The organism is Roseovarius sp. MMSF_3281 (assembly GCF_030733685.1).
Classification (GTDB): Bacteria; Pseudomonadota; Alphaproteobacteria; order Rhodobacterales; family Rhodobacteraceae; genus Roseovarius.
The window spans coordinates 24977-48642 of record NZ_JASHIM010000010.1; the positions used below are offsets into that span (position 1 = coordinate 24977).

At 58.0% G+C, this 23666-nt stretch carries 23 protein-coding genes and 1 tRNA gene; 11 read left to right on the plus strand and 13 right to left on the minus strand.

The features are described from left to right. Window positions 1-51: 51 nt before the first annotated feature. Complete coding sequence (locus RBB32_RS11255; RefSeq protein WP_306152808.1) at window positions 52-657, plus strand: TetR/AcrR family transcriptional regulator; 606 nt, start codon at window positions 52-54, stop codon at window positions 655-657. Between the two features lie 282 nt (window positions 658-939). Here RBB32_RS11255 and RBB32_RS11260 read toward each other — a convergent pair whose 3' ends face one another. From RBB32_RS11260 to RBB32_RS11270, 3 genes are all read right to left on the minus strand, one after another. Continuing rightward, window positions 940-1380: a hypothetical protein gene (locus RBB32_RS11260; protein WP_306152809.1), complete on the minus strand. Its 441-nt coding sequence runs from the start codon at window positions 1378-1380 to the stop codon at window positions 940-942. A gap of 147 nt (window positions 1381-1527) precedes the next feature. Continuing rightward, window positions 1528-3315 (minus strand): hypothetical protein, encoded by a 1788-nt coding sequence (locus RBB32_RS11265; protein WP_306152810.1) that lies wholly within the window; start codon window positions 3313-3315, stop codon window positions 1528-1530. Window positions 3316-3576: 261 nt separating this feature from the next. Beyond that, window positions 3577-3966: a thermonuclease family protein gene (locus RBB32_RS11270; RefSeq protein WP_306152811.1), complete on the minus strand. Its 390-nt coding sequence runs from the start codon at window positions 3964-3966 to the stop codon at window positions 3577-3579. A gap of 918 nt (window positions 3967-4884) precedes the next feature. Here RBB32_RS11270 and RBB32_RS11275 point away from each other — a divergent pair. From RBB32_RS11275 to RBB32_RS11285, 3 genes are read left to right on the plus strand one after another with little or no spacing between them, the layout of a single operon-like run. Further along, window positions 4885-5058 (plus strand): hypothetical protein, encoded by a 174-nt coding sequence (locus tag RBB32_RS11275; protein WP_306152812.1) that lies wholly within the window; start codon window positions 4885-4887, stop codon window positions 5056-5058. Further along, entirely contained in the window at window positions 5045-6049 is a 1005-nt protein-coding gene (locus RBB32_RS11280) for a tyrosine-type recombinase/integrase (protein ID WP_306152813.1), read from the plus strand. The genes RBB32_RS11275 and RBB32_RS11280 overlap by 14 nt, the downstream gene beginning before the upstream one ends. 59 nt (window positions 6050-6108) lie before the next feature. Then, complete coding sequence (locus RBB32_RS11285) at window positions 6109-6312, plus strand: hypothetical protein (RefSeq protein ID WP_306152814.1); 204 nt, start codon at window positions 6109-6111, stop codon at window positions 6310-6312. Window positions 6313-6444: 132 nt separating this feature from the next. Here the strand turns inward: RBB32_RS11285 and RBB32_RS11290 are convergent. Then, window positions 6445-6518, minus strand: a tRNA-Cys gene (locus RBB32_RS11290). A gap of 245 nt (window positions 6519-6763) precedes the next feature. Between RBB32_RS11290 and RBB32_RS11295 the strand changes: the two genes are divergently transcribed. From RBB32_RS11295 to RBB32_RS11305, 3 genes are all read left to right on the plus strand, one after another. Continuing rightward, window positions 6764-7417 carry a protein-L-isoaspartate O-methyltransferase gene (locus RBB32_RS11295; protein ID WP_306152815.1) on the plus strand — a complete coding sequence of 218 codons (654 nt, stop codon included), beginning with the start codon at window positions 6764-6766 and terminating at the stop codon, window positions 7415-7417. Window positions 7418-7523: 106 nt separating this feature from the next. Further along, window positions 7524-8861 carry a TolC family outer membrane protein gene (locus RBB32_RS11300; protein WP_371931049.1) on the plus strand — a complete coding sequence of 446 codons (1338 nt, stop codon included), beginning with the start codon at window positions 7524-7526 and terminating at the stop codon, window positions 8859-8861. 117 nt (window positions 8862-8978) lie between these two features. Continuing rightward, window positions 8979-9971 carry a hypothetical protein gene (locus RBB32_RS11305; protein WP_306152817.1) on the plus strand — a complete coding sequence of 331 codons (993 nt, stop codon included), beginning with the start codon at window positions 8979-8981 and terminating at the stop codon, window positions 9969-9971. Here the strand turns inward: RBB32_RS11305 and RBB32_RS11310 are convergent. Further along, window positions 9956-11422: a cobyric acid synthase gene (locus tag RBB32_RS11310; RefSeq protein WP_306152818.1), complete on the minus strand. Its 1467-nt coding sequence runs from the start codon at window positions 11420-11422 to the stop codon at window positions 9956-9958. The two genes, RBB32_RS11305 and RBB32_RS11310, sit on opposite strands and share 16 nt — an antisense overlap. A gap of 116 nt (window positions 11423-11538) precedes the next feature. Further along, window positions 11539-11859 carry a DUF6280 family protein gene (locus RBB32_RS11315; protein WP_154149072.1) on the minus strand — a complete coding sequence of 107 codons (321 nt, stop codon included), beginning with the start codon at window positions 11857-11859 and terminating at the stop codon, window positions 11539-11541. A 217-nt stretch (window positions 11860-12076) separates the two neighbouring features. Here RBB32_RS11315 and efp point away from each other — a divergent pair, with 217 nt between their 5' ends. After that, entirely contained in the window at window positions 12077-12640 is a 564-nt protein-coding gene (gene efp / locus RBB32_RS11320) for an elongation factor P (RefSeq protein ID WP_306152819.1), read from the plus strand. Window positions 12641-12643: 3 nt separating this feature from the next. On the opposite strand, the gene RBB32_RS11325 is transcribed toward efp, so the two are convergent. Beyond that, on the minus strand, window positions 12644-13444 hold the full coding sequence (locus RBB32_RS11325) for a fructosamine kinase family protein (RefSeq protein WP_306152820.1): 801 nt from the start codon (window positions 13442-13444) through the stop codon (window positions 12644-12646). Beyond that, window positions 13441-14172, minus strand: a complete 732-nt coding sequence (locus tag RBB32_RS11330; RefSeq protein ID WP_306152821.1) for a folate-binding protein YgfZ — start codon at window positions 14170-14172, stop codon at window positions 13441-13443. The genes RBB32_RS11325 and RBB32_RS11330 overlap by 4 nt, the downstream gene beginning before the upstream one ends. A 65-nt stretch (window positions 14173-14237) precedes the next feature. Between RBB32_RS11330 and RBB32_RS11335 the strand changes: the two genes are divergently transcribed. Continuing rightward, window positions 14238-14909, plus strand: coding sequence for a TIGR04283 family arsenosugar biosynthesis glycosyltransferase (locus tag RBB32_RS11335; RefSeq protein ID WP_306152822.1), 672 nt, complete (start codon window positions 14238-14240; stop codon window positions 14907-14909). Window positions 14910-14912: 3 nt separating this feature from the next. Here the strand turns inward: RBB32_RS11335 and RBB32_RS11340 are convergent, their stop codons facing one another. Next, complete coding sequence (locus RBB32_RS11340) at window positions 14913-15596, minus strand: tyrosine-protein phosphatase (protein WP_306152823.1); 684 nt, start codon at window positions 15594-15596, stop codon at window positions 14913-14915. 147 nt (window positions 15597-15743) lie between these two features. Here RBB32_RS11340 and RBB32_RS11345 point away from each other — a divergent pair, with 147 nt between their 5' ends. Beyond that, a complete protein-coding gene (locus RBB32_RS11345; protein ID WP_306152824.1) occupies window positions 15744-17000 on the plus strand; it encodes an alanine--glyoxylate aminotransferase family protein in 1257 nt (418 codons plus the stop codon). Here the strand turns inward: RBB32_RS11345 and RBB32_RS11350 are convergent. From RBB32_RS11350 to RBB32_RS11365, 4 genes are all read right to left on the minus strand, one after another. Further along, on the minus strand, window positions 16944-17120 hold the full coding sequence (locus tag RBB32_RS11350) for a hypothetical protein (RefSeq protein ID WP_306152825.1): 177 nt from the start codon (window positions 17118-17120) through the stop codon (window positions 16944-16946). The two genes, RBB32_RS11345 and RBB32_RS11350, sit on opposite strands and share 57 nt — an antisense overlap. Before the next feature lie 266 nt (window positions 17121-17386). Then, entirely contained in the window at window positions 17387-18493 is a 1107-nt protein-coding gene (locus RBB32_RS11355) for a pyridoxal phosphate-dependent aminotransferase (RefSeq protein ID WP_306152826.1), read from the minus strand. Window positions 18494-18775: 282 nt separating this feature from the next. After that, the gene (locus RBB32_RS11360) at window positions 18776-21859 is read right to left on the minus strand and encodes a valine--tRNA ligase (protein ID WP_306152897.1); all 3084 of its coding nucleotides are present in this window, start codon (window positions 21857-21859) and stop codon (window positions 18776-18778) included. 185 nt (window positions 21860-22044) lie between these two features. Further along, window positions 22045-22668, minus strand: coding sequence for an HD domain-containing protein (locus tag RBB32_RS11365; RefSeq protein WP_306152827.1), 624 nt, complete (start codon window positions 22666-22668; stop codon window positions 22045-22047). Between the two features lie 130 nt (window positions 22669-22798). Between RBB32_RS11365 and RBB32_RS11370 the strand changes: the two genes are divergently transcribed. Continuing rightward, window positions 22799-23584 (plus strand): inositol monophosphatase family protein, encoded by a 786-nt coding sequence (locus RBB32_RS11370; protein WP_306152828.1) that lies wholly within the window; start codon window positions 22799-22801, stop codon window positions 23582-23584. Window positions 23585-23666: the final 82 nt, after the last annotated feature.

Genomic DNA, 23666 nt, shown 5'->3' on the forward strand with positions numbered 1-23666 from the left:
GGGGGCAAGCAGGGCATTGATCTGAACGTGTGTTCAGATAATGATAGCCACATGGCAAGAACCCAGGGATCCCACTCAGGCATTACCGGCCCCAAAGTGCGCGAAGCGGCTTTGAAGCTTTTTGCCATGGATGGCTATGCTGCTGTTTCCATGAGACAAATCGCGGCAGAGGTCGGGGTTCAGGCCGGGGCGTTGTATAACTACACGCCAGACAAGCAGACTTTGCTTTTTGACCTGCTCAAGGGTCACATGGAAGATTTGTTGGCCGCACGTGCAGACATGCCCGCCTTGGGGCATCCGGCGCGCGCCTTGGAGCAATTCACGCGGTTCCACATCCGATTCCATCACGACCGGCCAGAGGCCGTCTTTGTTTCCTACATGGAACTGCGAAACCTGACCCCTGAGAATTTCGAGATCATCGAAGCACTTAGAAGGCAATACGAGGACCAGTTGGAAGACATTCTTCAACTTGGCGTGGCCAGTGGAGCATTCGATGTCACCGAACCCAAGATCGCAACCATGGCGGTGATCGCGATGTTGACAGGGGTCAACACCTGGTTCCGGGAAGGCGGACGGTTGAGCCTTGAGGAGGTGGAGGAAATATATTGGCGCATGGTCTACAAGGCAGTGACGTCACCCAATCGGATCAAGTCGTAGGTGACGGCCATTGCCGCCGGCGAACCAAGGGGTAGTGAACATCCCGATCACAACTGACTTGTATCGCCAAACGCCCCTTGCCGGGCAGGCCCGGCAGAACCGTTAATCATCATGTGAAGAGAAATGGAGGCGAGTACCGGAATCGAACCGGTGTACACGGATTTGCAAGACTAGGTATGTGTCTGAAAATATTGTGGAAAGTGTTTAGAGCTCAGGCGGAATTTGCCGGAACATAGCGTGAAAGTTTAGACACGTTTTTGTAGTGCAAGTTCTTGGCCCGAGCTAAAGTTTCTGGTTCTCCGCCCACTCCGAAATCTTGGCGACAAAGCGAGATAGAGCGGCACCTCTGCTGACTTCTGAATCTAGAAAAGAGAACTCTTCGGAAACAATCGCTGGTTCGGTTCTCTGCAAAGAGAATTCGTAGCAACCGCCTTCGGAATCCAGATTGGGATTGTAACGGACGACCCGCCAAAAACCCAACTCCTTCGCGGTCTTGTTCTGGACTAACCCCCATGCGAACGAACGGTTGTAGCCTGTTGATACCCAGCGCTCGTGGTCGATCAGGTTAATTCTGTATGGAAGAGGCATTCTGGTGATCCCAGCAGGTGAATAGTGAAGTCCAGTTGTTAACTCGTTTTTCCCCTGAAGTGTAGCTGAGGGCGGAGAGCTGCATTCGCTGCGCATCGCACAGATGACCGCGATACGCAGAATGCGGATGTTCAAGGCCCTATCACCTACCCTATTCTGACCCCATCAAGGCTGCCGAGTAGCCTTGTTTTCTAAGTCGTCACGCAAAACTTTGCTGCCAGTTCTGACTAGCCCTCAATTCCACGACCGATCTACGAAATAGGGGGAGGGAGGCCAATCCGCCTAAGTATCGGAATGAAAATGTCCAGAAATAATCTGCATTAGCAGGCTTTGAGCCTCTATCGCGTTATCTTTTAGAGAGGCTCGAGCCTTGGCGATTTTTGCCTGATCAGATTGCGATAGCTTCCGTATCGCACTAAGGGACTGTGGAATAGATAAGTCCCCATAAGACTTCGCGACAGTTTCTATACTCGCATAGGTTAGCAGGTAATAATAATAGGTATTCGATAGAATGCGAAGCATGGCTGGACTAGTTTCGCCGTTATGCATAACCGTGTTACGCTCTCTGTAAATCCTCTGAACTTGCCACTCTACTCTCGTCCTGTGATCTGAAACAGCTTTGGCAAAACTTTCGGGCGTGGAAAACTTTTGTTGCAAGTCCATCAAGCGAAATAGAGCAAGTGGGTTGGATTTTAGCACGTCGCAGAGCCCGCTCTGCTGCGACTGATCACCGGAAATTATAACCGCCGCCAATCTGTCCGACAAGGAGGACTTGTCGATTGGGAGGCCCTCTAGATAATCTTTGTATTCAGGAACGTGCAGCCGCTCCAATTCCCGAGAAAATTCGACGAAACAATCCCTTGGATAAGAAAGTGTGACGGCTGGAACAATATACTCAAGAAAGTGAGTAATTCTATTGGTTGAACCCTCTGGAACATTCGGCAAAAGTGCTTCAAACGCCGCCCAGAGAGTTAGCAGCTTGACTTCCGGCGCCGTCGATTTGTCGCCCAGCCCGGCCATCATCGTAGCTGAGAAAAAGCTTGACCCAACAATCTCTTCTGTACTTCTGTCTTTGGATAAAACGAGCTTTCTGACGCGGTCCATGTGCCTTACAGCTGAATTCTTTGAGTAAGATAGAATGCGTCGCGAAAATCCTGGTCGAGTATCCGACACTTTATAATCGGATGAACCGCGCTTTGATGCACACAATTGTTGCGGAACTTGGCCAAGTTGATCCCCGGGGAAAAGCATCATCATTGCTTCACCAATGCCAAGAATTACTCCAGCACCTTGAATTGCGGAGTAGTGATCGTAACTCTTGTATCTAATTTTAAAGTAAGCCTCTGACTTCGTTTTGGGGAAAATCGTCTTTAGCTTTCGCGGCACCTCGCGTCCCTGAATAATCTCTGCCGGAACAAGCCTGCCAAGTGCGTTCAAAAGGCTTTCTTCAGTCTTTCCATAGATATCGTATTCTCGCCGTTCCTCAGGAAATTTTCGAAAAAAGAATCTTAGGGTATTTCTATTTACTGAGGTCACGACTTTATCAAAAAAGAGCTCGCGAATCTTTTTTTCGATTTGAATTCTTGAGTGCCCCCTGAGAACCAACTCCGAAAGATAATTTTTTAACAGCAAATATATTTCCGATCGCCGCTTTTTCCCAAAGCACTCATCGACAATAAGGTCTTCTGCCGTAGAGCGGTAGCGATATTGGAATAATTGTAGCAAAAACCCACACTGGGTAAAGATGTCTTGCGCCTTGTCATCTTTTGATATCTCAATATCCTTTGGCTCAATGCGTTTACGATCAGCTATCTTCCTTATTATCGGATCATGGCAGAAAGACGAGTTGGCTTCCTCGACAACTGGGTCAAGCGCTTTGGACGGGAGGACACCATTCATGACACTCTGTGATATTGTTTGCGCTTCGTGCAAACGCGCAAGCGGAGAAAGTGCTTGTAGCTTGTAGCTTTCCCACGATTTCTCGTGGACCAACTCAATTGCGGCCTGTGCGAAAAAGCCAACCGCTCTACCCTCGTCCGTTTGAGGCCACGATTTCGCAAGAAGTTTCAAATCTTGTCACCTCCTAAGAATTTAAGCAATTGATACGGCGTGCCAATTAGGTAGCCAAGACATTTGAAGCATCTGAAGAAATCAGTCGTGAACCGAAACGGCTGTATGGTTGGGGTTGTAAAGATTGCGCACAGTGCACCTTTGCTTCTAGTGATCCCTCTGCGAGCGACCTGACAAGTCAGACGCGCTAAACCTTGATGTCGGCTTTGGGCCGTTCTCGCATGCCAGAGCTGGTGTCCGTTCATGATAGGCTTCTCGAACCTAGCTTTTGTTGCGCCTCGTTCGGCATTTCGCTCGGTATTGATCGTAGTCGAATTGCTCCCAGACATGCATTCGGCCTTTCTGCCGCGCGTCGGCGAGCCATAGTTTTTTTCTTGCGTCGCCGGTTTCCATGGAGCGGTAAACCCCACCGGAAAATTTGGGCCAGTCTATGGCTAAACCCATCTTAACCATTTCTGCCGAGAGGTCTCGCCCATCGGATAGATAGCATTTCCCGACGGTGCGCCCGTATGTGTCCACGTCGGTTACTTCTGTGCGCACGGTATGCCCTTTGCACAAAGACACGAGCGCCCATTTGGCCTTCTGGCCATAGGGATGGTCAATTTCGGGCGCGTCGATCCCGAATAAGCGTATCTGGGTCTTGTTGATCACGATGGTATCGCCATCGACTATGCGTGCGCGCCCTTCGATAACTCGCGGTTTGTCTAGGTGTGTTGCGCCTTTCTCTTGGAAAGGCGGAGGGGGCTTTCGCCGCGGCTTGTTGCTGCGTTTGGTCTTTGTGAAGGCTGGTTCGGGGACGTTTTGCGGTGGTTTAGAGTGCCGCCCTCCGCCGCTTTTGAATAGGAGATATACGAGGGCGCAAAATCCTAGGATGATTACTAAGCCGTCCACAGTGAAACTTCCCCTTGGAATTTTTGGGAGTAAGATTTGCACGCGAAAGGAGAGTTGGCAAGTTTCCTGCAGCAGGTGGAGCTTGCTGCCGAATTCGCTACTACAAGCTTTGTGAAGGTTTAGGGATGCTGGTCCGAGCTAGAAAGCGACGGAGAGCCGTTTAGAAGGCTGTCAGGATCGCCGCTAGACAAATGTGTGAGGGGGGCCGGCTGCGCGGTGGTGATTGGCGACCTCTGAGCCGTTCTTTTTACGGACCTAGACAACGAAATGGTTTTCGCGGCCCCTAGCCCTGTTTCTCCGGAGACTTTATGGATCGGAGGAGAAGCAGGGCGGCGATGTATTCTCCCCCCTTGTTCCTGTATACATTTAGTGACAGCCCAACGTGGTAACGGACTGTAATATTCGGCGTGTTGCCCCCCCCCCCGAACGACCTTCGTCTTTTTATTTCACCAACAACGATCATTTTTTAATCCGGCGCTGTGGGGAACATGGCACGAACTTTCTAACCCGTGGTGACACCACTTGCTGAAACATTTTGTATTCCGCGCCCCGTCAGTTGTCAGCGACTCAGGGGGCGAATACCTTTGGCTCAAGCTTGATTGCATGGGCGCAAACGCACATTCAGACGAACGGATGCGCGATTAGGCTTGGGCAAGGGTATTGGAAGGTTGGACGAAGATGGCTCGCACGACGATTGAAGAAAAAGCATTGAGGCTGCTCAGCGCTTTTGAACGTGCAGGCCGAACCGTTGGGCGTGTCACTGTTGAAGGCAGGCGAATTGAGATTGTCTTTAGCGAGGTAAGCCAGTTGGATGAATTCGAGAGGATAGAGATGCGACATGACAAAGCGTGAACTGCCCAAGCATGTCTATCGACAGCGCAACGGGATTTACTTCCAGCGGCGCGGCTGGCCGTCCCGCAAGTTTAAGAGCGAATTTGGAACGCCTGAGTTTTGGAAGGAATATGCGGACATACTCTCGGGCAGGGCGGAGCCAAAGCGGGTCAATATCCGGAATTTTTCGGCACTTATCCGGGACTACCGCAAGTCGCCGCGTTACAGGCGGCTCAAGCCTCGGACCGCTCTGGATTACGACAAGTATCTCGATTTCTTCTTGTCGATCATGGCCGATGCCAATCCGGCCAACATGAAGCGGAAAGACGTGATCCGGCTACGAGATTCCAATGCCGAAAAACCTTACTTCGCAAATTATTCTCTGCGTGTTCTGCGCGTTGTCATGGAGCATTGCGTTGACCTCGGTTGGCGGGACAGCAATCCGGCGAAAGGTGTTTCTGAGATTAAGGCGGAAAAGCAGGAGCGTGAGCCATGGCCTCACGAGTTTTTGCAAGCCTATCGTGACGCTTGCCCACTGGGGGCGCGGGAACGGCTCGTCATGGAGCTTTGCGTCGGCACAGGCCAACGTATCGGCGATGTACTGGAGATGCGCTGGTCGGATATTCAGGAAGGTGGCTTCGTGATCCGCCAGAGCAAAACCGGGAAAGAGCTATGGGTGCCAATCTTGCCTGATTTGCAGGTGGCCCTTGATGCAGCTCCCCGAAATTCCATTTTTCTTCTGACGAATGAACGTGCAACAAATCGTTGGTCGTATCGAGGTGCTTCCCAAGCCGTGAGGAAAGTCAGGGAAGCGATAGGTGCATTGAAATACGATATTCACAGTTGGCGCTATAACGCGGCTTGTGAATTGGTCGAGGCCGGTTGCAGTGATGATCTGGTTGCATCTGTAACCGGGCAAAGCCCAGCAATGGTGCTTCATTACACAAAGAAGGTCCGCCAACGTGTTAGGGCCTCTGAGGCCCAGAAGAGGCGCATTGAAAAAAACCGCTAGCGTTTATGAAATCGTTGCACAGGTATCGATAACCTTGAAAGCCAGTCTAGGAAGTTACGATGACTGAAATCGGTGGGGGAGTTTTGGCGCTTGGTTTCGCCGTTGCTGCCATGTTTCTCATGCTTTGGCTGTACATTTTGCTTCCAGCCGAAATGGCTGAGCGTAGAAGCCGAAGCGCCGTTATTTGGGTTTTAATTGCATTCGTCGCCAGCCCCTTTCTTGCAATTTTGCTCCTACTCGCGCTTGGAGACGCCGATGATTAGCGAGCGAATTGACCGTCAGAAATGGGCTTTTGTTCGTAGAGCGTGAACAGAACAAAAACAGAATGTTTAGACATTTGTTTAGACGCGCCCAGCGTGGCGCGCATCTATTCTTCATAAGTCATTGAAATTAAATGGAGGCGAGTACCGGAATCGAACCGGTGTACACGGATTTGCAATCCGCTGCGTCACCACTCCGCCAACTCGCCGAAGTGGAGTACCGTCTAAGGGCAACAGGCGGGGGCGTCAAGCTGTTATCGGCAGCATTTGCACGCGCTTTTAGCGGGCGTGGTATTGTCACCTATCATTGACACGACAGGGCAGGGTTGCATGCTTGGATCACGTGACGCTGTGACGTCGAGAGGGGGCGCGTAAGCATCGCTATCGCCATTGTTCCCCACCCGGGATTGTGTCACTATGGCTCAACAGGATTCTGAACAGAAGAGTTTAGCCGATGACAGACTACGCTGCGCGTCGCACGATGATGGTGGATACACAGGTTCGCCCATCCGATGTTACGAAGTTCCCGATTATCGATGCCATGCTTTCGGTCCCGCGTGAGGCTTTCGTTCCGCGGGAATTGCGTGAGGCAGCCTATGTCGGAGAGAATGTCGACCTTGGCGGCGGGCGCGTTGTTCTGGACCCTCGGACATTGGCCAAGATGCTTGATGCGTTGGATATTCAGGGCGATGAGCTGGTTCTGGATATCGGGGCGGCCTTGGGTTATTCCTCGGCGGTTATTGCGCGGATGGCCGAAGCTGTCGTCGCTGTGGAGGAAGACAGCGCAATGGTTGGCGAGGCGCAGGGCCTTCTGATCGAGAATGGTGCGGATAACGTCATTCTCCACGAGGGAGCACTGAGCGAGGGGGCCGCGGAACATGGGCCTTATGATGTCATCATCCTGCAAGGTTCTGTCGGGCATCTGCCCGAGGGAGTGACCGATCAGTTGAAGGACGGGGGGCGTATTGCCTGCCTGTTCATGGAAGGTGCCCTGGGCGCGGTTCGCGTGGGTTACAAGATCGACGGGCATATCAACTGGAGATTTGCCTTCAATGCGGGGGCCCCGGTTCTACCGGGATTTGAAAGGCATGCGGTCTTTACCCTCTGAAAAACTACCTTGTCCGATTGGCGGAGAACTTAACGTGCGCAAATTTAAGGTTGGAAACTTCAAAACAGCGGCCTTGGCCTTCGGTCTTGCGTTTGCGGCCCCGGTCATGGGTAAGGCCGAAGTCCTCGCCGATGCACTGGCCGATGCCTACAACAACAGTGGCTTGATCGATCAGAACCGGGCGTTGTTGCGCGCCGCGGATGAGGATGTGGCGTCGATCGTGTCTGAACTGCGGCCGATCATCAACTGGACCGCGGATGCCACGCGGACGTTCGGGAAGACACAAACGAACGGCGTAAGCCGCCCGACGGGATCGACGGACGCAAATCTTGGCGTGTCGCTTGACCTGCTGCTTTATGATTTCGGTCGAACGCCATTGCGCATCGAGTCGGCCAAGGAAACGGTTCTGGCCACGCGCGAGGGGTTGCGCAGTGTCGAACAACAGGTGCTGTTCCGCGCCATCCAGGCCTATATGAACTTGCGGCGTAACAGTCAGTTCGTGTCATTGCGCGAGAACAACCTGCGCCTTTTGCGGCAGGAACTGCGGGCGGCACGTGACCGTTTCGAAGTGGGCGAAGTGACGCGCACCGACGTATCGCAAGCCGAAGCGGCCTTGGCTTTGGCACGTAGCGGCCTGGCGACGGCGCGGGGGAACCTGGCGCAGGCGGTTGAGGAGTTCCGGGCCGCCGTGGGGCGTGCCCCCGGCCAACTTAACGCACCGCGGAGTTTGCCGGCGCTGCAAGGCGGAATTGAGCAATCCAAGACATTGGCCCTGCGCAACCATCCCGATGCCATTCAGGTTCAGCACGAGGTGTCTTCGGCGGAACTGACGGTAAGGGCCGCCGAGGCCGCGATGAAGCCCAGGGTCGGATTGACGGCGGGGCTACGCGTTGGTGAATCCATGAACGATAGCGACAATTCTCGCTCCGGGTCTTTCGGGCTTCAGATGAGCGGCCCGATCTACCAGGGCGGCCTGTTGAGTTCGGCCAAGCGGCGGGCCATGTCCGTTCGCGATCAGGCAAGGGCGCGCCTGCACTCTACAAACCTGCGATTGGTGCAGGATGTCGGCAACGCCTATGCCACCTTGGAGGCCGCCCGCGCCAGCCGTACGGCCAACCAAGAGGCCGTGCGTGCCGCGCAGGTCGCCTTCCGCGGAGTGCGTGAGGAGGCCAAGCTGGGTGCCAGAACGACCTTGGATGTTCTGGATGCCGAGCAAAACCTGCTGGACGCGCGGACCAACCTGATTTCTGCCGAGGTCGATGTATATATCGCGGCTTATTCGGTTTTGGGGTCGATCGGTCAACTGACCGCGAAGGATCTGAACCTGAACGTTCGCACTTATGATCCGGCAGCTTATTACAACATGGTAAAGGATGCCCCGGCAGAATTGAGCCCACAGGGCCAGAAACTGGATCGTGTATTGAAAGCCTTGGGCAAACAGTAAGCGAAACGGTGTCGTAGGGCGGGGTGTTTCAAGTTTGACTTGAAACATGTTTGCTAATTTATTGTGTGAAAGGGCGCTCAGAGGTAAACTGGGCCGAGGCAAGAGTGGTGTCAAATTATGTCCGATCCCGTTACCAATGCGGAAATCGAAGATGTTTTATCCTCAATTCGTCGTCTTGTTTCGACAGATGACCGAGAAGACCCGAGCGCACAGAAAACTGTATCAGGTGAGCATAACAAGCTTGTTTTGACCCCTTCCCAGAGGGTGGACGATGCGGCGGATTCGGGCGACGCAGATAAGGGGCAGCAGGATGGCTCTGCCCCGGTCGAGGCGGCGTTCCTTGCGCAATACGCGGTTGAACCTGGGGTCGAATCAGAGGTGTCACCATCCGCCGGTGTGCCGCAGGATGAAGATCACACCAAAGACGATGATCATACCGACCCTGCCGCCGAAGTGCCCGAATTCAAGCATCATCGCGAAGATGCCCCAGAGGCAGAAAACGACCTTGAGGTGAATGCGAAAGCACCCGAAGCCCAAGATGCGGCAAAGGACGCGTTTGAAGCCGAGGGTGGCGATCCTATGACCGATACGACAGCCGGCGACGAAGCGCAGGCTCTCGAAGGTCAGGACGGCGGGATTGATTTGCAGGCCAAGATTGCAAGCGTCGAGGCCGCGCTTGCCGGTCGCGATGATGAATGGGAACCCGACGGCGACGATGACTATGCCTATGGCGGGTCGCCCGTGACGAGATTGGAATGGGACGACCATAGCGAAGCCGTGAACGCGGCCGACGCGACGGCGCTCCGCTTCGAGGCGGCGCAGGACGAAGGCTTTGAGCCTGAAAAGGAAGAGCTGTCAGACGATTTCACGCCATCGGCAAATGAGCGGGATGGTCAATTGGGGCAGGGTGCCCCGGACGAGGCTTTGGAAGAAGGCGATCCTTGGGAACTGCAAGCGGATGTGTTGGACGAAGATGCATTGCGCGACATGGTCAGCGAAATTGTCCGCCAAGAACTTCAGGGCGCCTTGGGTGAGCGGATCACGCGCAATGTTCGCAAACTGGTTCGCCGCGAGATTCATCGCGCCTTGGCCAGTCAGGACTTCGAATAGCCGCGTGGCGTTTCGGCCAGTTCCAGAAGCAATTCAAGATTCATGTGACGTTCGATATGGTTGGCGAGATCGTCAAGCGTGGCTTCGACGCTGTCGTTGAAGGCCAAATCCGATTGCGCACCCAGATCGTGTAGCATGGCCGCGCGAAAGGCATCCGACGAAAACAATCCGTGCAAATAGCACCCCCGAACCCGGCCCGAAGGCGAGGCGGCCCCTTCGTCACGGCCGCCCACGCGCAGCCACGCCCGGCTGCAGTCTGGTCCGGTTGTTTCACCAAGGTGAATCTCGTATCCTTCAACGCTATCGCCCGTTGATAGATAGGTGGCCCTAGTCAAGGTGAGGTGCTTTTCGGGCTGCATGACCGTGGTCACGTCGAGATGGCCCAGGCCCGGAACGGACCCGGCCGTGCCTTCGATCCCGTCGGGGTCGGCGATTTCACGGCCCAGCATTTGGTAGCCACCGCAGATACCCATGACGTGCCCTCCGCGCCGGACATGGGCCTTCAGGTCGATATCCCAGCCTTGGGCGCGGAAATGCGCAAGATCGGCGATGGTGGATTTGCTGCCGGGGATCAGGACAAGATCGGCATCACCGGGCAGGGGGTGGCCGGCTTCGATGATCTCGACGGATACATTGGGTTCGCTTGAGAGCGGATCAAGATCGTCGAAATTTGCAATGCGGCTCAGGCGGGGCACCGCGACCTTGAAGTTCCCGCCGGGTGTGGAGGCAATATCCATCACGTCTTCGGCGGGCAGGCGCCAGGCCTCATCGAACCATGGCAGGACCCCGAGCGACGGCCACCCGGTACGCTGTTCGATTTCGGCCAGACCATCGTCAAACAAGCTAACGTCACCCCGGAACTTGTTGATCGCAAAACCCTTGATCAGGGCCCGGTCTTCGGGTGGTAGGATCGTTTGGGTGCCGACGATCTGGGCGATGACGCCGCCACGGTCGATATCCCCCACAAGGATCACGGAAACCCCCGCGGCCGAGGCAAAGCCCATATTGGCGATGTCACCTTCGCGCAGATTGATTTCTGCGGGGCTTCCGGCCCCTTCGACGATAACAAGCTCGCTGTCCGCGCATAAGCGGTCAAAACTCTCCAGCACGGCCTTTAGGAGTTGTGGTTTGGCCTTGGTATAATCGCGGGCGCGAAGGGTGGTCATGCGCTGCCCCTGAACGATCACCTGTGCCCCGGTGTCGGTTTCAGGTTTCAGCAACACCGGGTTCATATCGGTATGAGGGGCGCGCCGGGCGGCCAAGGCCTGTAGCGCTTGCGCCCTGCCGATCTCGCCCCCGTCCTGGGTGACGGCGGCATTGTTGGACATGTTTTGCGGCTTGAAAGGAGATACGCGCAGCCCGCGGTTGGTGAAGGCCCGTGCAAGGCCCGCCACGACCATGGATTTGCCCACGTTCGAACCCGCGCCTTGGATCATGATGGCCTTGGTCATGTCACCCCCTCCCGCGTTGCCAGTCGTGGTGATACCCGGCTACAGGCAGACGGGAAAGCCCAAAGAAAAAGCCCCGCCAGATTGGCAGGGCTATTTCTGGGCTGCCGGAGGTCGGATCAGGCCGCTTCGGCCTGTGCAGCCGCATTGCGGCGCTCACTTTCCTCGCGCGACAGTGCAACAGAGGTCCGAACCCCTTTGCCGACGAATTCCATCAGGCCTTCGACGACACGTTCATTCGGGTCGATCCCGGCACAGGACAGAACCTCGCGGCCATCGCGCGAGCGCGCCCAGCGGGCGATCTGTTCCGGACCGTTGCCATATTTCTTGTCGTCAGAAATGGCATCGTCCAAGGCAGCCAATACAACGGCTGCAAAAAGTTTACGAGCACGGTTGCCCTGTTCGGCATTGAAGGCTGTGCCGTCAACGAAATCTTTCATGTTTCGTCCTTGATCTTATTGCTCTTGTGTTTCGGGCGTGACGATGGTTATGGCGAAGTTTGAGCGATTCGGATAGAGTATAAATGCATAGCTTCTATGCAAATTGATCATATCTTTCTGCAAGTGCAGCACGAGATATCGTTTCCTTGCCCCATCTCCTCTTACAAGATATAGGGGCGGGCAATCTTCTATCAACCTTTTGACATGGTTTGCCATAATGCCGAAAATCAACGGAAACGAGATTCGCCCAGGAAATGTTCTGGAGCATAACGGCGGTCTTTGGAGCGCTGTGAAAGTTGACCACGTAAAGCCCGGAAAAGGTGGCGCTTTTGCGCAGGTCGAGCTGCGCAACCTGCGCAACGGGTCGAAGTTGAACGAGCGTTTCCGCAGCGCCGACAAGGTGGAGCGCGTTCGCCTTGAACAAAAGGACCAGCAATTCCTTTACGAGACCGACGGGATGCTGGTTTTCATGGATAATGAGAGCTTCGAACAGATCGAACTGCCTGCGGAAATTCTGGGGGAGCGCCGCCCCTTCCTGCAGGACGGGATGACCGTCCAGATCGAGTATTACGAGAACGAGGCGCTGAACGCCACGCTGCCCCAGAAGGTGACCTGCAAGGTGGTCGAGACCGAACCGGTGGTCAAAGGACAAACCGCCGCCAACAGTTTCAAGCCTGCGGTTCTGGACAATGGTGTAAAGGTCATGGTGCCGCCCTTCGTGGGCCAAGACGAGGATATCGTCGTTAATACCGAGACCATGGATTATTCCGAACGCGCCTGAAGGTCAGGCGCCCAGGCTGTCCAAAAGCCCGGTCACCATACCGCGATACCCCGCGCCGAAAAGGCGTAAATGCACAAGCGCCGGCCAGAGTTGATAAACGGGCCGGCGTTTTTCATGACCATGGGGCAGGGGACCATAGCCCTCGTAAAACGCGTTTGGCGGCTGGCCGAAGAGGGTGAGCATCGCCAGATCGACCTCGGCATCGCCATAGTAGCAGGCCGGGTCGATGAAACAGGCCCTTTCGCCAGTGAACAGGACATTGCCGGACCAAAGGTCGCCATGCAGCAGCGCCGCGGGCGGATGTTGAGGCAGCAATCCGGGCAGGCGATCTGCAAGGCTTTTCAAGCGCGCGACAATATCCGGGGGGAGCGCGTTCACGCCGGTCAGAAGCCGGTTTTCCGCCCAGAACTGCGGCCAATTCCGGCAAGGGCTGTTCGGGATGCCGACCGTGCCAAAGGCATAATCCATATCCCATCCATAGGTGTCTCCGGTCACCTTGTGCATCTTTCGCAGGGCCTGTCCCAAGGCGGCCCAGCTTCGCGGGCTGGACGGTGTCTCGGGCAGGAATTCCAGCAGGAGTAGGCCCGGAGCCTCGCCCAAGACCTTGGGCACGGGGGCGCCCACCCTGGCCATGGTGCGTAGCATCGCGGCCTCTGCCGCAACCTGCGGCCCCTGTTTGGCCACGAGGCTTTGGCCGCTGTCCAGATCTACCCGCTCGACTTTCGACAGATCACCGCCATGCAAGGGGACGCGGGCGGTGACCCGCGCGCCTGTAAGCGTGGCGATTTGTTCGGTGAGGGTCATGGCGTATAGGTGACATCCGCTTCACCGGCCTGCATCGGCCCCTTGGCACGGGCAAACCGCAGATAGGCAATACCGCGCCCGCCACTTTGGGTGAAAAGCGTGCCCGCCACTTTGCCATTGGCCGTGATCTCGCTTCCCACCGGGGCCTCGCCCGTGACATCGACCGTGGCAAGGCCTTTGCGCAGTTCGGTTTTGTGCTTCATCCGCGCGGTGACCTCTTGGCCGACATAGCAGCCCTTCTTGAAATCCACGCCGTTCAGGCGTTCGAACCCGGCTTCCAGAATGAAGGTATCGGGTGTTAGCTCGATCCCGGTTTCGGGAATGCAGTGCGCTACGCGGATCGCGTCCCAATCGGTGCCGTCATCGCCGCCCTGCGCACCATATAACCGCCACCCCAGGTCGGGATGGCGCGGGTCGGGCAGGGCGCCTTGCGGCGCGGGGCCGGTCCCGCGTTGCACCTTGAGGTCACTTTCGGCGATTTGCACATCGGCGCGCAACTTGTACATATTCAGGCGTTGCACAAGGCCTGATGCAAGGCTGTCATCTACATCGAGTATGATTGCATCTTCTTGACCGTACAGGAAAAAATCGGCCAAGTACTTGCCTTGCGGGGTCAGGACGGCGGCATAGACCAACCCCTCGTCAAGCCGCTTCACATCATTGGTGATCAGCCCCTGCAAGAAGTCCTGCGCCTCGGTGCCGGTAATTTTAAAGATCCTGCGCGTCATTGCCCCTCCAATCATCTTCCTGCCTGTAATATAGGTCATGGCAAGGCTGGCAACAGGGGGTGAGGATGCGCGCGAAATTGTCGATTGTGATCCCCACCCTGAATGCGGCGGATACCTTGCCCCTTTGCCTTGGCGCGCTTGGGGAAGGGCTGGAGGCCGGCATGATCCGCGAGGTGGTATTTTCCGATGGCGGATCGCAGGATCAGACGCTTGAAATTGCGGATGCCGCGGGTGCGGTCGTGGTGCGGGGGGCGCCGTCACGCGGCGGGCAATTGCGGCGCGGGGTTGCGGTGACACAGGGCGAATGGGTCTTGGTGCTGCATGCCGATAGCGTTCTGCCCTCTGGTTGGCCCGCCGTCGTGGCGACGCAGATGCAGGTTGAATCCCCCGCGGCCTTTCGGTTGCGCTTCGATGCGAGGGGGCTTGCGCCGCGCTTGGTGGCGGGGTGGGCGAACCTGCGGTCCCGGGTGTTTCACCTGCCTTATGGCGATCAAGGATTATTGATATCGCGGCAGGATTACGAGGCCGTGGGCGGGTACCCGGACATCCCCCTGATGGAGGATGTGACGATTGCCCGGCGTTTGCGCCGCCGATTGATGCTTTTGCCCGTCGCGATTACCACAAGCGCGGCAAAATACAAGCGTGACGGGTGGTTGCGCCGAGGTGCGCGTAACCTGTCGATCCTCTTGCGCTATCTTCTGGGGGCGGACCCCGCGCAATTGGCCAAGCGCTATTGAACGTCAGACAAGCGGCTTGTGCTTGGCCTCGTAGTCAGCTTGCATTTGCAGGTGGTCGTATTCGGTTTTGATCCAGTCCTCGAAACCGATTCCGGTTTCCTTCTGGCGCGCGTCATAGCGGTCGAGGATGAAGTCCAGTACGCCGGTCTTGGTCCAACGGAAGTGGATGTACCTGGCGCTTAGCATCTTGCGCGCGTCTGCGACGGGCCGTCCCTCGATCACCAATAGATAAATCGCCGAGGCAAAGCCCGCGCGATCGGCCCCTGACTTGCAGTGCATGACAAAGGGCTTTTCGATGCTGCGGAAGGCCTCGATCACTTGCAGGATGTTTTCCGCGGGCGCGGCGTTGCGGGCCATGAGCGAGACATTGACCAGTGTCAGGCCAAGGTCGCGGCAGCTTTCTTCCTCGGTCAGGTAGTGTGCAGCCCCGGCTGCGCCGCGCAGGTTGAGCACCGATTTGATGCCCATGGCCTTGAGCCTGACGAAGCGTTCATGCGTGGGCTGATTTGAGCGGTAAACGCCTGGTGCGACAGGGAAAAAATTGGTCCAGACCTTTCGCAGGATCGCGTGATCGAACCACAGGTTATAGATATGTGCGCGGCGGCGGTTCTCGGGCGTGGACAAGTCGGTGTTGTAGGAGGCGCGCAGGCCGCGTTCCCAATCGGAAATCCGTTTGAAGATAGACATTGGGGTGGCTGTGCTCCGTCCTTGTGGCCCGTGATCGGGGCCTGCCCCGTTTAGGCGGCGGTGGCGGATATGGCAAGGTGGTGATCGGGAATTGACGGCGCGTTGGAGGGGCGTAATGTGAAGCCTCATCATTTCGGGAGATTGTCCATGAGCCAAACCAGAGGCCGCCCCTATCTTGCCATTCCCGGCCCTTCGGTGATGCCCGAGGCGGTGCTGAGCGCCATGCATCGCAGCGCGCCGAACATCTATGAAGGCGAGTTGGTCGAGATGATGCCGGACCTCACCGCAGACCTGTGCCGGGTGGCGCGGACGGACGGCCATGTCGCGATCTATATCAGCAATGGGCACGGCGCGTGGGAGGCCGCCCTTGCCAATGTCGTGGCCCCCGGTGAGCGGGTCTTGGTGCCCGCGACGGGGCGGTTCGGGCATGGCTGGGGCGAGATTGCCAGCGGCCTTGGGGCCGAGGTGGAGGTGATGGATTTCGGCAAGCGCGCCCCGGTGGATATGGACTGGTTCGAATCCGCCTTGCGCGCCGATAAATCGCATGAAATCAAGGCAGTACTTGCCACGCATGTGGATACATCAACCTCGATCCGCAACGATATCCTGGCCATGCGCAGGGCCATCGATGCCGCAGGCCACCCGGCACTTTTGATGGTGGATTGCATCGCCTCCCTGGCCTGTGATCGGTTCGAGATGGACGCTTGGGGTGTGGATGTCGTGGTTGCGGCAAGCCAGAAGGGGTTGATGGTGCCGCCCGGATTGGGTTTCGTGTTCTTCAATGACAAGGCGGCGGCGGTGCGGCGCGGCATGGAGCGGGTAAGCCGCTATTGGGATTGGACGCTTCGGGCCGAGCCCGAGATGTTCTATCAGTATTTTGGCGGGACCGCGCCGACACATCATATTTACGGGCTGCGTGCATCGTTGGACATGATCCATGGCGAAGGGCTTGAGGCTGTCTGGAACAGGCATGACACCTTGGCTCAGGCGACATGGGCGGCCTGCGAGATATGGGGGCAGGGCGGGCCCTTGGCCCTAAATGTTGCGAATGAGGCCTGTCGAAGTCGTGCGGTGACCTCGCTTCGGATTGGCGCGCCTTACGGTACGGAATTGCGATCCTGGCTGCAGCGTGAGGCAGAGGTGACCCTGGGCATCGGCCTTGGCATGGCCGAACCCGGGGACCCCGCGTGGCACGGGTTTTTCCGCATGGGGCATATGGGCCATGTGAACGCGCATATGGTTCTGGGGATGCTGGCCTCGGTCAATGCGGGGTTGATGGCCTTGGGCGTGCCGCATGGTGCGGGCGCATTGGATGCAGCCGCTAAGGTATTGGCAAAAAAGGAAAATTCAACGCCGGTTGGCCAGCCAGACGATGAGGCGGTCAAGGCCAAAACCTGCTGCTAACACGGCGGGCAGGCCAAAGGCGGCCCATAAGACGATGAAAACCCACAGCAAATTCACCAAGCCCATGACAAGGGCGGCATTGGTGTAATCCGGGGCAGAGGGCATGATTCCGCGTCGCATGGGGTAATCATAGCGTGGAAATTGCGAAAATCAGGTAAATTCCCGGCGAGGGCGGGAATGGGCGGAAATTTCTGTACAAGTCGTACGTTTTGTACGTGAGTTTTGTACAAAACTGGATAGGGTTTGCGCCGCGAACGTACAAGTCGTACGTTTTTTCGCCGCGCGCACCCGGTTTTTACCCCGCCTTAACCTTTCAATGGCACACTGCCAGCCATGACATGTTTGAGATTCATCGTCAGGTTTGCCGCGTGGTTGCGCTGTTCGGGTCAGCCGCGCGCCCCGGCCAGGGCTTCTGGCAGCGCCTGGGCCAGAATATCGAGGTCTTGCGCGCGGCCACAGCTGATGCGGATGCACCGGTTTTGCGGTGCCACGAAGGGCATCCGGACGAAAACGCCCCGGGCGATCAAGCCATCAAGAACAGCCTTTGCAAAGGCCCCGTCACCGCCGCAATCCACGGCCACGAAATTCGTGGCCGAGGGCAGGGAGGTCAGGCCATTGTCGCGGGCAATCCGGTCGATCCGGGTGCGGGCACTGGCGACCTCGGATTGCACATGCGAAAGCCACGCGGCATCGCGCAGGGCGGCCAGCGCCCCGGCCTGGGCCACGCGGTTCATGCCGAAATGGTTGCGGATCTTATCGAAACTCTTGATCAGACCGGCCGCGCCGATGGCATATCCGATCCGCGCACCCGCCATGCCATGGGCCTTGGAAAAGGTGCGCATCCGGATCACGCGGGGATCGTCGGGATCAATATCAGGCGCGGTGCCCTGGGGGGCGAATTCGATGTAGGCCTCGTCCAAAAGCAAAAGACAGCCCTCGGGCAGGTTGTCGAGCGCCTTGAGAAGGGTATCGCCCTTGTGCCATGTGCCCATCGGGTTATCGGGATTGGCCAGGTAAACCAGTTTCGCCCCGACCTCCCGCGCCTTGGCGAAAAGGCTGGTGGGGTCTTCTTGATCGTCGACGTAGGCTACCTTGTGCAATACCCCGCCGAACCCCGCGACGTGGTAGTTGAAGGTGGGATAAGCGCCATCCGAGGTGACAACCGCATCGCCGGGGGCGATCAGCAGGCGCACAAGATTGCCCAACAGCCCGTCAATCCCTTCGCCCACAAGGATATTTTCCGGCGCGCAGGCCATGTGATCGGCCAAGGCATGGCGCAAATCATGGCTATCGGGTTCGCCGTATTTCCAGATACCGGACACCGCCGCGCGCATCGCCTCAACAGCCTTGGGAGAAGGGCCGAACAGGCTTTCGTTGGCCCCAAGCCTTGCACGGAAGGGCGCGCCACGGGCGCGTTCCTGTTCCTCGGGGCCGACGAAGGGCACGGTGGAGGGCAGCGATTGGATAAGGTCAGTGTAGCGTGGTGCGGTCATGGGGGCAGGTAAGGGCAAAGCGAGGCGGGATGCAAGGTGGCTGCGCGCCCGGGCGCCCCCGGAGATGGTCAAGCGACGGTGGACGTTGCCGGCATAGGGGCATGCCTGCGGTGCCGTGCCGGACCAAGCCCGGGATCGGTGGCGGATTGGCCGTCGGTGCGCGGCTGGGCGGGCGGAATTCGCCTGAAATGGGTGGGGCGGCACCGGGTGTGCCGAAATCTTGAAAAGATTTCGGCCTGTTTTCTTTCAAAGAAAACAGGCTTTTACCCGGTGTCGCGCAGTTTAGCCCAGTTCGGACAGTCGATCCAAGGCCGCGCGCAGCTTGCCTTCTTCTTCCTCGCGGGCGCGCAGGTTTTCGCGGGCTTCCTCGACCACATCCTCGGGCGCGCTGGCCACGAACTTGGGGTTGTTGAGCCGCCCGCGTAGCCCTCCAAGCTCTTTCTCCAGCTTGCCAAGGGTCTTTTCCAGACGCGCCTTTTCCTCGCCCACGTCGATCACATCGGCAAGTGGCAGGGCGAAGCTACCGCCATCCACGGCCACGGTGATGCAGCCCTTGGGCAGGTCATCCACGTCGGTCAGGCTGTCGATCCGCGCGAGGCGTTTGATCATCACCTCGTTGCGGTCCCAAGCAGCGCGGCCCTTGTCATCCAGTTCGGTGCAGAGCATGGGAATATGCAGGCCCACCGGCACATGCACCTGCGCCCGGGCCGAGCGGACCTGCTCAATAAGGTCGATCACCCAGTTCATCTCGCGGTCGGCCTCGGGGTCGATCAGGTCTTGGCCGTAGTCGGGCCAATCGGCGTGGACCAGCATCTTGTCGCGCTTGCCAAGGGTGCCCCAAAGCTCCTCGGTGACATAGGGCATGATGGGGTGGAGCAGCACGAGGCACTGGTCGATGACCCAGGCCATGGTGGCTTGGGTTTCGGCTTTGGTGGCTTCGTCGCCATCCATCAGCAGCGGCTTGGAAAACTCCACGTACCAGTCACAGACCTTGCCCCAGACGAAGGTATAAAGCGCATTGGCCGCATCGTTGAAGCGGAATTGCTCAAGCGCGTGATCCACCTCGGCGCGGACGCGGGCGGTTTCGCCGATGATCCATTTGTTGACCGTGGCCGTGGCCTGCGGGATCTGCCCGTCCGAGCCGGTGGCGCCGTTCATCTCGGCAAAACGGGCGGCATTCCAAAGCTTGGTGCCGAAATTGCGATAGCCCGCGATGCGCTGCGTGGAAAGTTTCAGATCGCGGCCCATGGCGGCCATGGCGGTGAGGGTAAAGCGCACCGCGTCGGCGCCGTATTCGTCGATCAGTTCCAGCGGGTCGAGCACATTGCCGAGGGATTTCGACATTTTCTTGCCCTTCTCGTCGCGTACAAGCGCGTGCACGTAGACGTGGCTGAAGGGTTTTTGGCCGACCACGGCGTATTGCATCATCATCATTCGGGCGACCCAGAAGAAGATGATGTCGAACCCGGTGATCAGGACGGAGGTGGGGAAGTATTTCGCCAGTTCCTTGGTGGTCTCAGGCCAGCCAAGCGTGCCGATGGGCCAGAGGCCCGAGGAAAACCAGGTATCCAGCACGTCCGGATCACGCCAGACCGGGTAGATCAGATGCGTGGGGTCCTGGCTGGCGGTATATTCGGCAAGGCTGGCGGCGAGTTTGTGCAGGGCATCTTCGCGGCTTGCGGCTTCGACCACCGTCATCGCCTGCAAAGGCACCGGAAGTTGCGCAAGCTTTGCATGGTAAGCTTCTGAAATCGCGTCGAAATCCGCCGCGCATTCCATCAGCGGGCTGTTGTGGCCCTCGATCAGCAGGTTCTGCAGTTCCACCAGGTCGAGGGTGCCGTCGCCTTCATCGTCGTGGAAATCCGGGTTGCTGAGGTCGAAGCCATACCAGACCGGGATCTGGTGCCCCCACCAAAGCTGCCGCGAGATGCACCACGGCTCGATATTCTCGAGCCAATGGAAATAGACCTTGCGGTCGCTCTCGGGCATGATGGTGACCTCGCCGGATTTCACCGCCTCGATGGCCGGGCTGACGATTTTCGAGGTGTCGACGAACCATTGGTCGGTCAGCATCGGTTCTATCACGACCTTGGAGCGATCTCCAAAAGGCTGCATGATCGGCTTGTTATCCACAAGCGGCACCGCTTCGCCTTGATCATTTTCAACCATCACAGCAAGGCCTTCGCTGGTGATCTGATCGACCACGCGCTTGCGGGCCTCGAACCGGTCCAGCCCGCGCAGATCGTCGGGGACAAGGTTGAGGGTATCGACTTCTTCGACGGTAAAGCCATCGCCGTTGGCGATTTGCTGGGCGCGGCTGGCGGCCTGATCATATGCTGCACCGTCGGCGCGCATGTGGCCCTTGGTGTCCATCAGGCGATACATCGGGATGCCGCCGCGCTTGGCGACCTCGTAGTCGTTGAAGTCATGCGCACCGGTGATTTTCACCGCACCCGAGCCGAAATCAGGGTCGGGGTAGTCATCGGTGATGATCGGGACCAGGCGGCGGTGCTCTTTGGGGCCAACCGGAATTTCACAGAGTTTTCCGATAATTGGCGCGTAACGCTCATCCGACGGATGAACCGCGACAGCACCATCGCCCAGCATGGTTTCGGGGCGCGTGGTGGCAATCGAGATATAGTCGCGCTCTTCTTCCAGCACGACGTTCCCGTCCTCGTCCTTCTCGACGTAGGTGTAGGTCTCGCCGCCCGCCAGCGGGTATTTGAAATGCCACATATGGCCCGGCTTCTCGATGTTCTCGACCTCCAGGTCGGAAATCGCCGTTTCGAAATGCGGATCCCAGTTTACAAGGCGCTTGCCGCGATAGATCAGGCCCTTGTTGTACATATCCACGAAAACCTTGATCACGGCATCGTGGAAATTGCCCTCTTCGCCTGCGGGCGCGTTCGGGGCGCCGGACATTGTAAAGGCGTTGCGCGACCAGTCACAGGAGGCGCCAAGGCGCTTCAACTGGTTGATGATCGTGCCGCCCGATTCCTGTTTCCACTCCCAGACCTTGTCGAGGAACGCCTCGCGGCCCAGATCGCGCCGTCCGGGTTGGCCTTCCTCGGAAAGCTTGCGTTCCACCACCATCTGGGTGGCGATGCCGGCATGGTCTTGGCCCGGCTGCCAAAGCGTGTCGTGGCCGCGCATCCGGTGCCAGCGGATCAGGATATCCTGAAGCGTGTTGTTGAAGGCATGGCCCATGTGCAGGCTGCCTGTCACGTTGGGCGGCGGGATCATGATCGAGAAGGTCTCGGCCCCCGGCTTGGCATTGGCCCCGGCCTTGAAGGCCCCGGCCTCTTCCCATGCCTTGTACAGGCGCTCTTCGGCCTCGGCGGCGTTGAATGTCTTGTCCATGCCCATGGCGCGGTCCCCGTGATCTGATCGGTCTTTGTGATCCATCTACCCAATGCGCAGGCCAAGGGAAAGGGGCCACTCCCACGGCCTTTCATCTTTCCCAAAATACTCCGGGGGAGTCGCCCGCAGGGCGGCGGGGGCAGCGCCCCCTTTATGTAAACAAACCTGTGCGGCGCAGCCGCGCCTTTTGGTCAGGCTTGGCGCTCGGCGGCCCGTTCGGGGTTGGTGAGCGGTTCGCGCGCGCCGGGGCGGATCACCTCGGGGTCATAGGGCGTGCGGGCGAAGACCTCTTCGACCATGGGCGCGAAGAAGGCCAGCGGCAGGTCGTCGTAATCGGGATCAAAGCTGGATTGGTCCCAGCGTTCGCAGAACGCCGCGCAGTCGTCGAAATAGGCGTGGCCCTTGTGGCGGTCGCGCTTGTTGGGGTCGGCCCCTTCAAGGTGGTGCCCGTAATAGAGCATTTGGAAATCGCCATGCGTCGCCACGCACCATGTACATTGTTCGCGCACGAAGGGTTTGAGGATCGTCGCGGCGTATTCATCGTGATTGTAAGGCGCGTAGATGTCGCCGATGTCGTGCAACAGCGCCGATACCACCCAATCTATATCCGCCCCGTCGCGCCACGCGCGGCTGGCCGATTGAACCGAGTGGCCCAAGCGGGTGATCTGGTAACCCGACAGGCTTTCGTCCAGATCCACCAGCGCCTTGAGCAGGCGTTTGGCGGTATGCTTGGTGTGGTCGATCTCATGGGCGGTCAGGAATTCATAATCTTCCTTGGTGCCATCTTTCATCTGGGTGAAGCTGACCTTGTCCATCGCTGGCTCCCTTCTGGTCTGACTGCACAAAAGCCTTGCCGCACCGGCGTGGAAAGGTAAAGCCCCGCAGGTCTTGCAGCGCGGGCGGGGCGGGCGTATACGCGCGGTTTGAATCACGAGGAGCCATCCGATGGTGGGCAGTGCCAATCTTAACATCATGATGAAAGCCGCGCGCAAGGCGGGGCGGTCCCTGGTCAAGGATTTCCGCGAGGTGGAAAACCTGCAGGTCAGCATGAAAGGCGCGGGCGATTTCGTGAGCCGGGCCGATCTGGCCGCCGAGGCGATCCTCAAGGACGAGTTGCGCGGCGCGCGCCCGACCTATGGCTGGCTGGCCGAGGAGGGCGGCGAGGAGCCGGGCGAAGACCCCACCCGCCGCTGGATCGTGGACCCTTTGGATGGCACAACCAACTTCCTGCACGGGCTGCCGCATTGGGCGGTTTCCATCGCGCTTGAGCACAAGGGCAAGATCGTGGCCGGTGTCATCTATGATGCGGCCAAGGACGAGCTTTTCTTTGCCGAAAAGGGCGAGGGGGCTTTCATGAACGAAAGCCGGTTGCGGGTGTCGGGCCGTAACCGGATGATCGAATCGATCTTTGCCACGGGCGTTCCCTTCGGCGGGCGCAGTGACCTGCCCGCGACGCTGCATGATCTGGCGCGGATCATGCCGGAATGTGCCGGGGTGCGGCGCTGGGGCTCGGCCGCTTTGGACATGGCCTATGTGGCGGCGGGCCGTTACGACGGCTTTTGGGAGCGTCGCCTGAACGCCTGGGACATGGCCGCGGGCATCATCATCATCCGCGAGGCGGGCGGCTTGATCGAACCGCTGACCGAGGGCGGCGATATCCTTGAGGATGGTGAGGTGATCTGCTCGAACGAGGCGATTTTCGACAAGTTCGTCAAGGTGATCCGGGGCTAAGGCCCACGCAGGCCCCGATAAGCGCGATCCAGAGAAAACCGACGCCTCCGCGCGTCGGTTTTATGCTTTCTTGTGTCGGCTG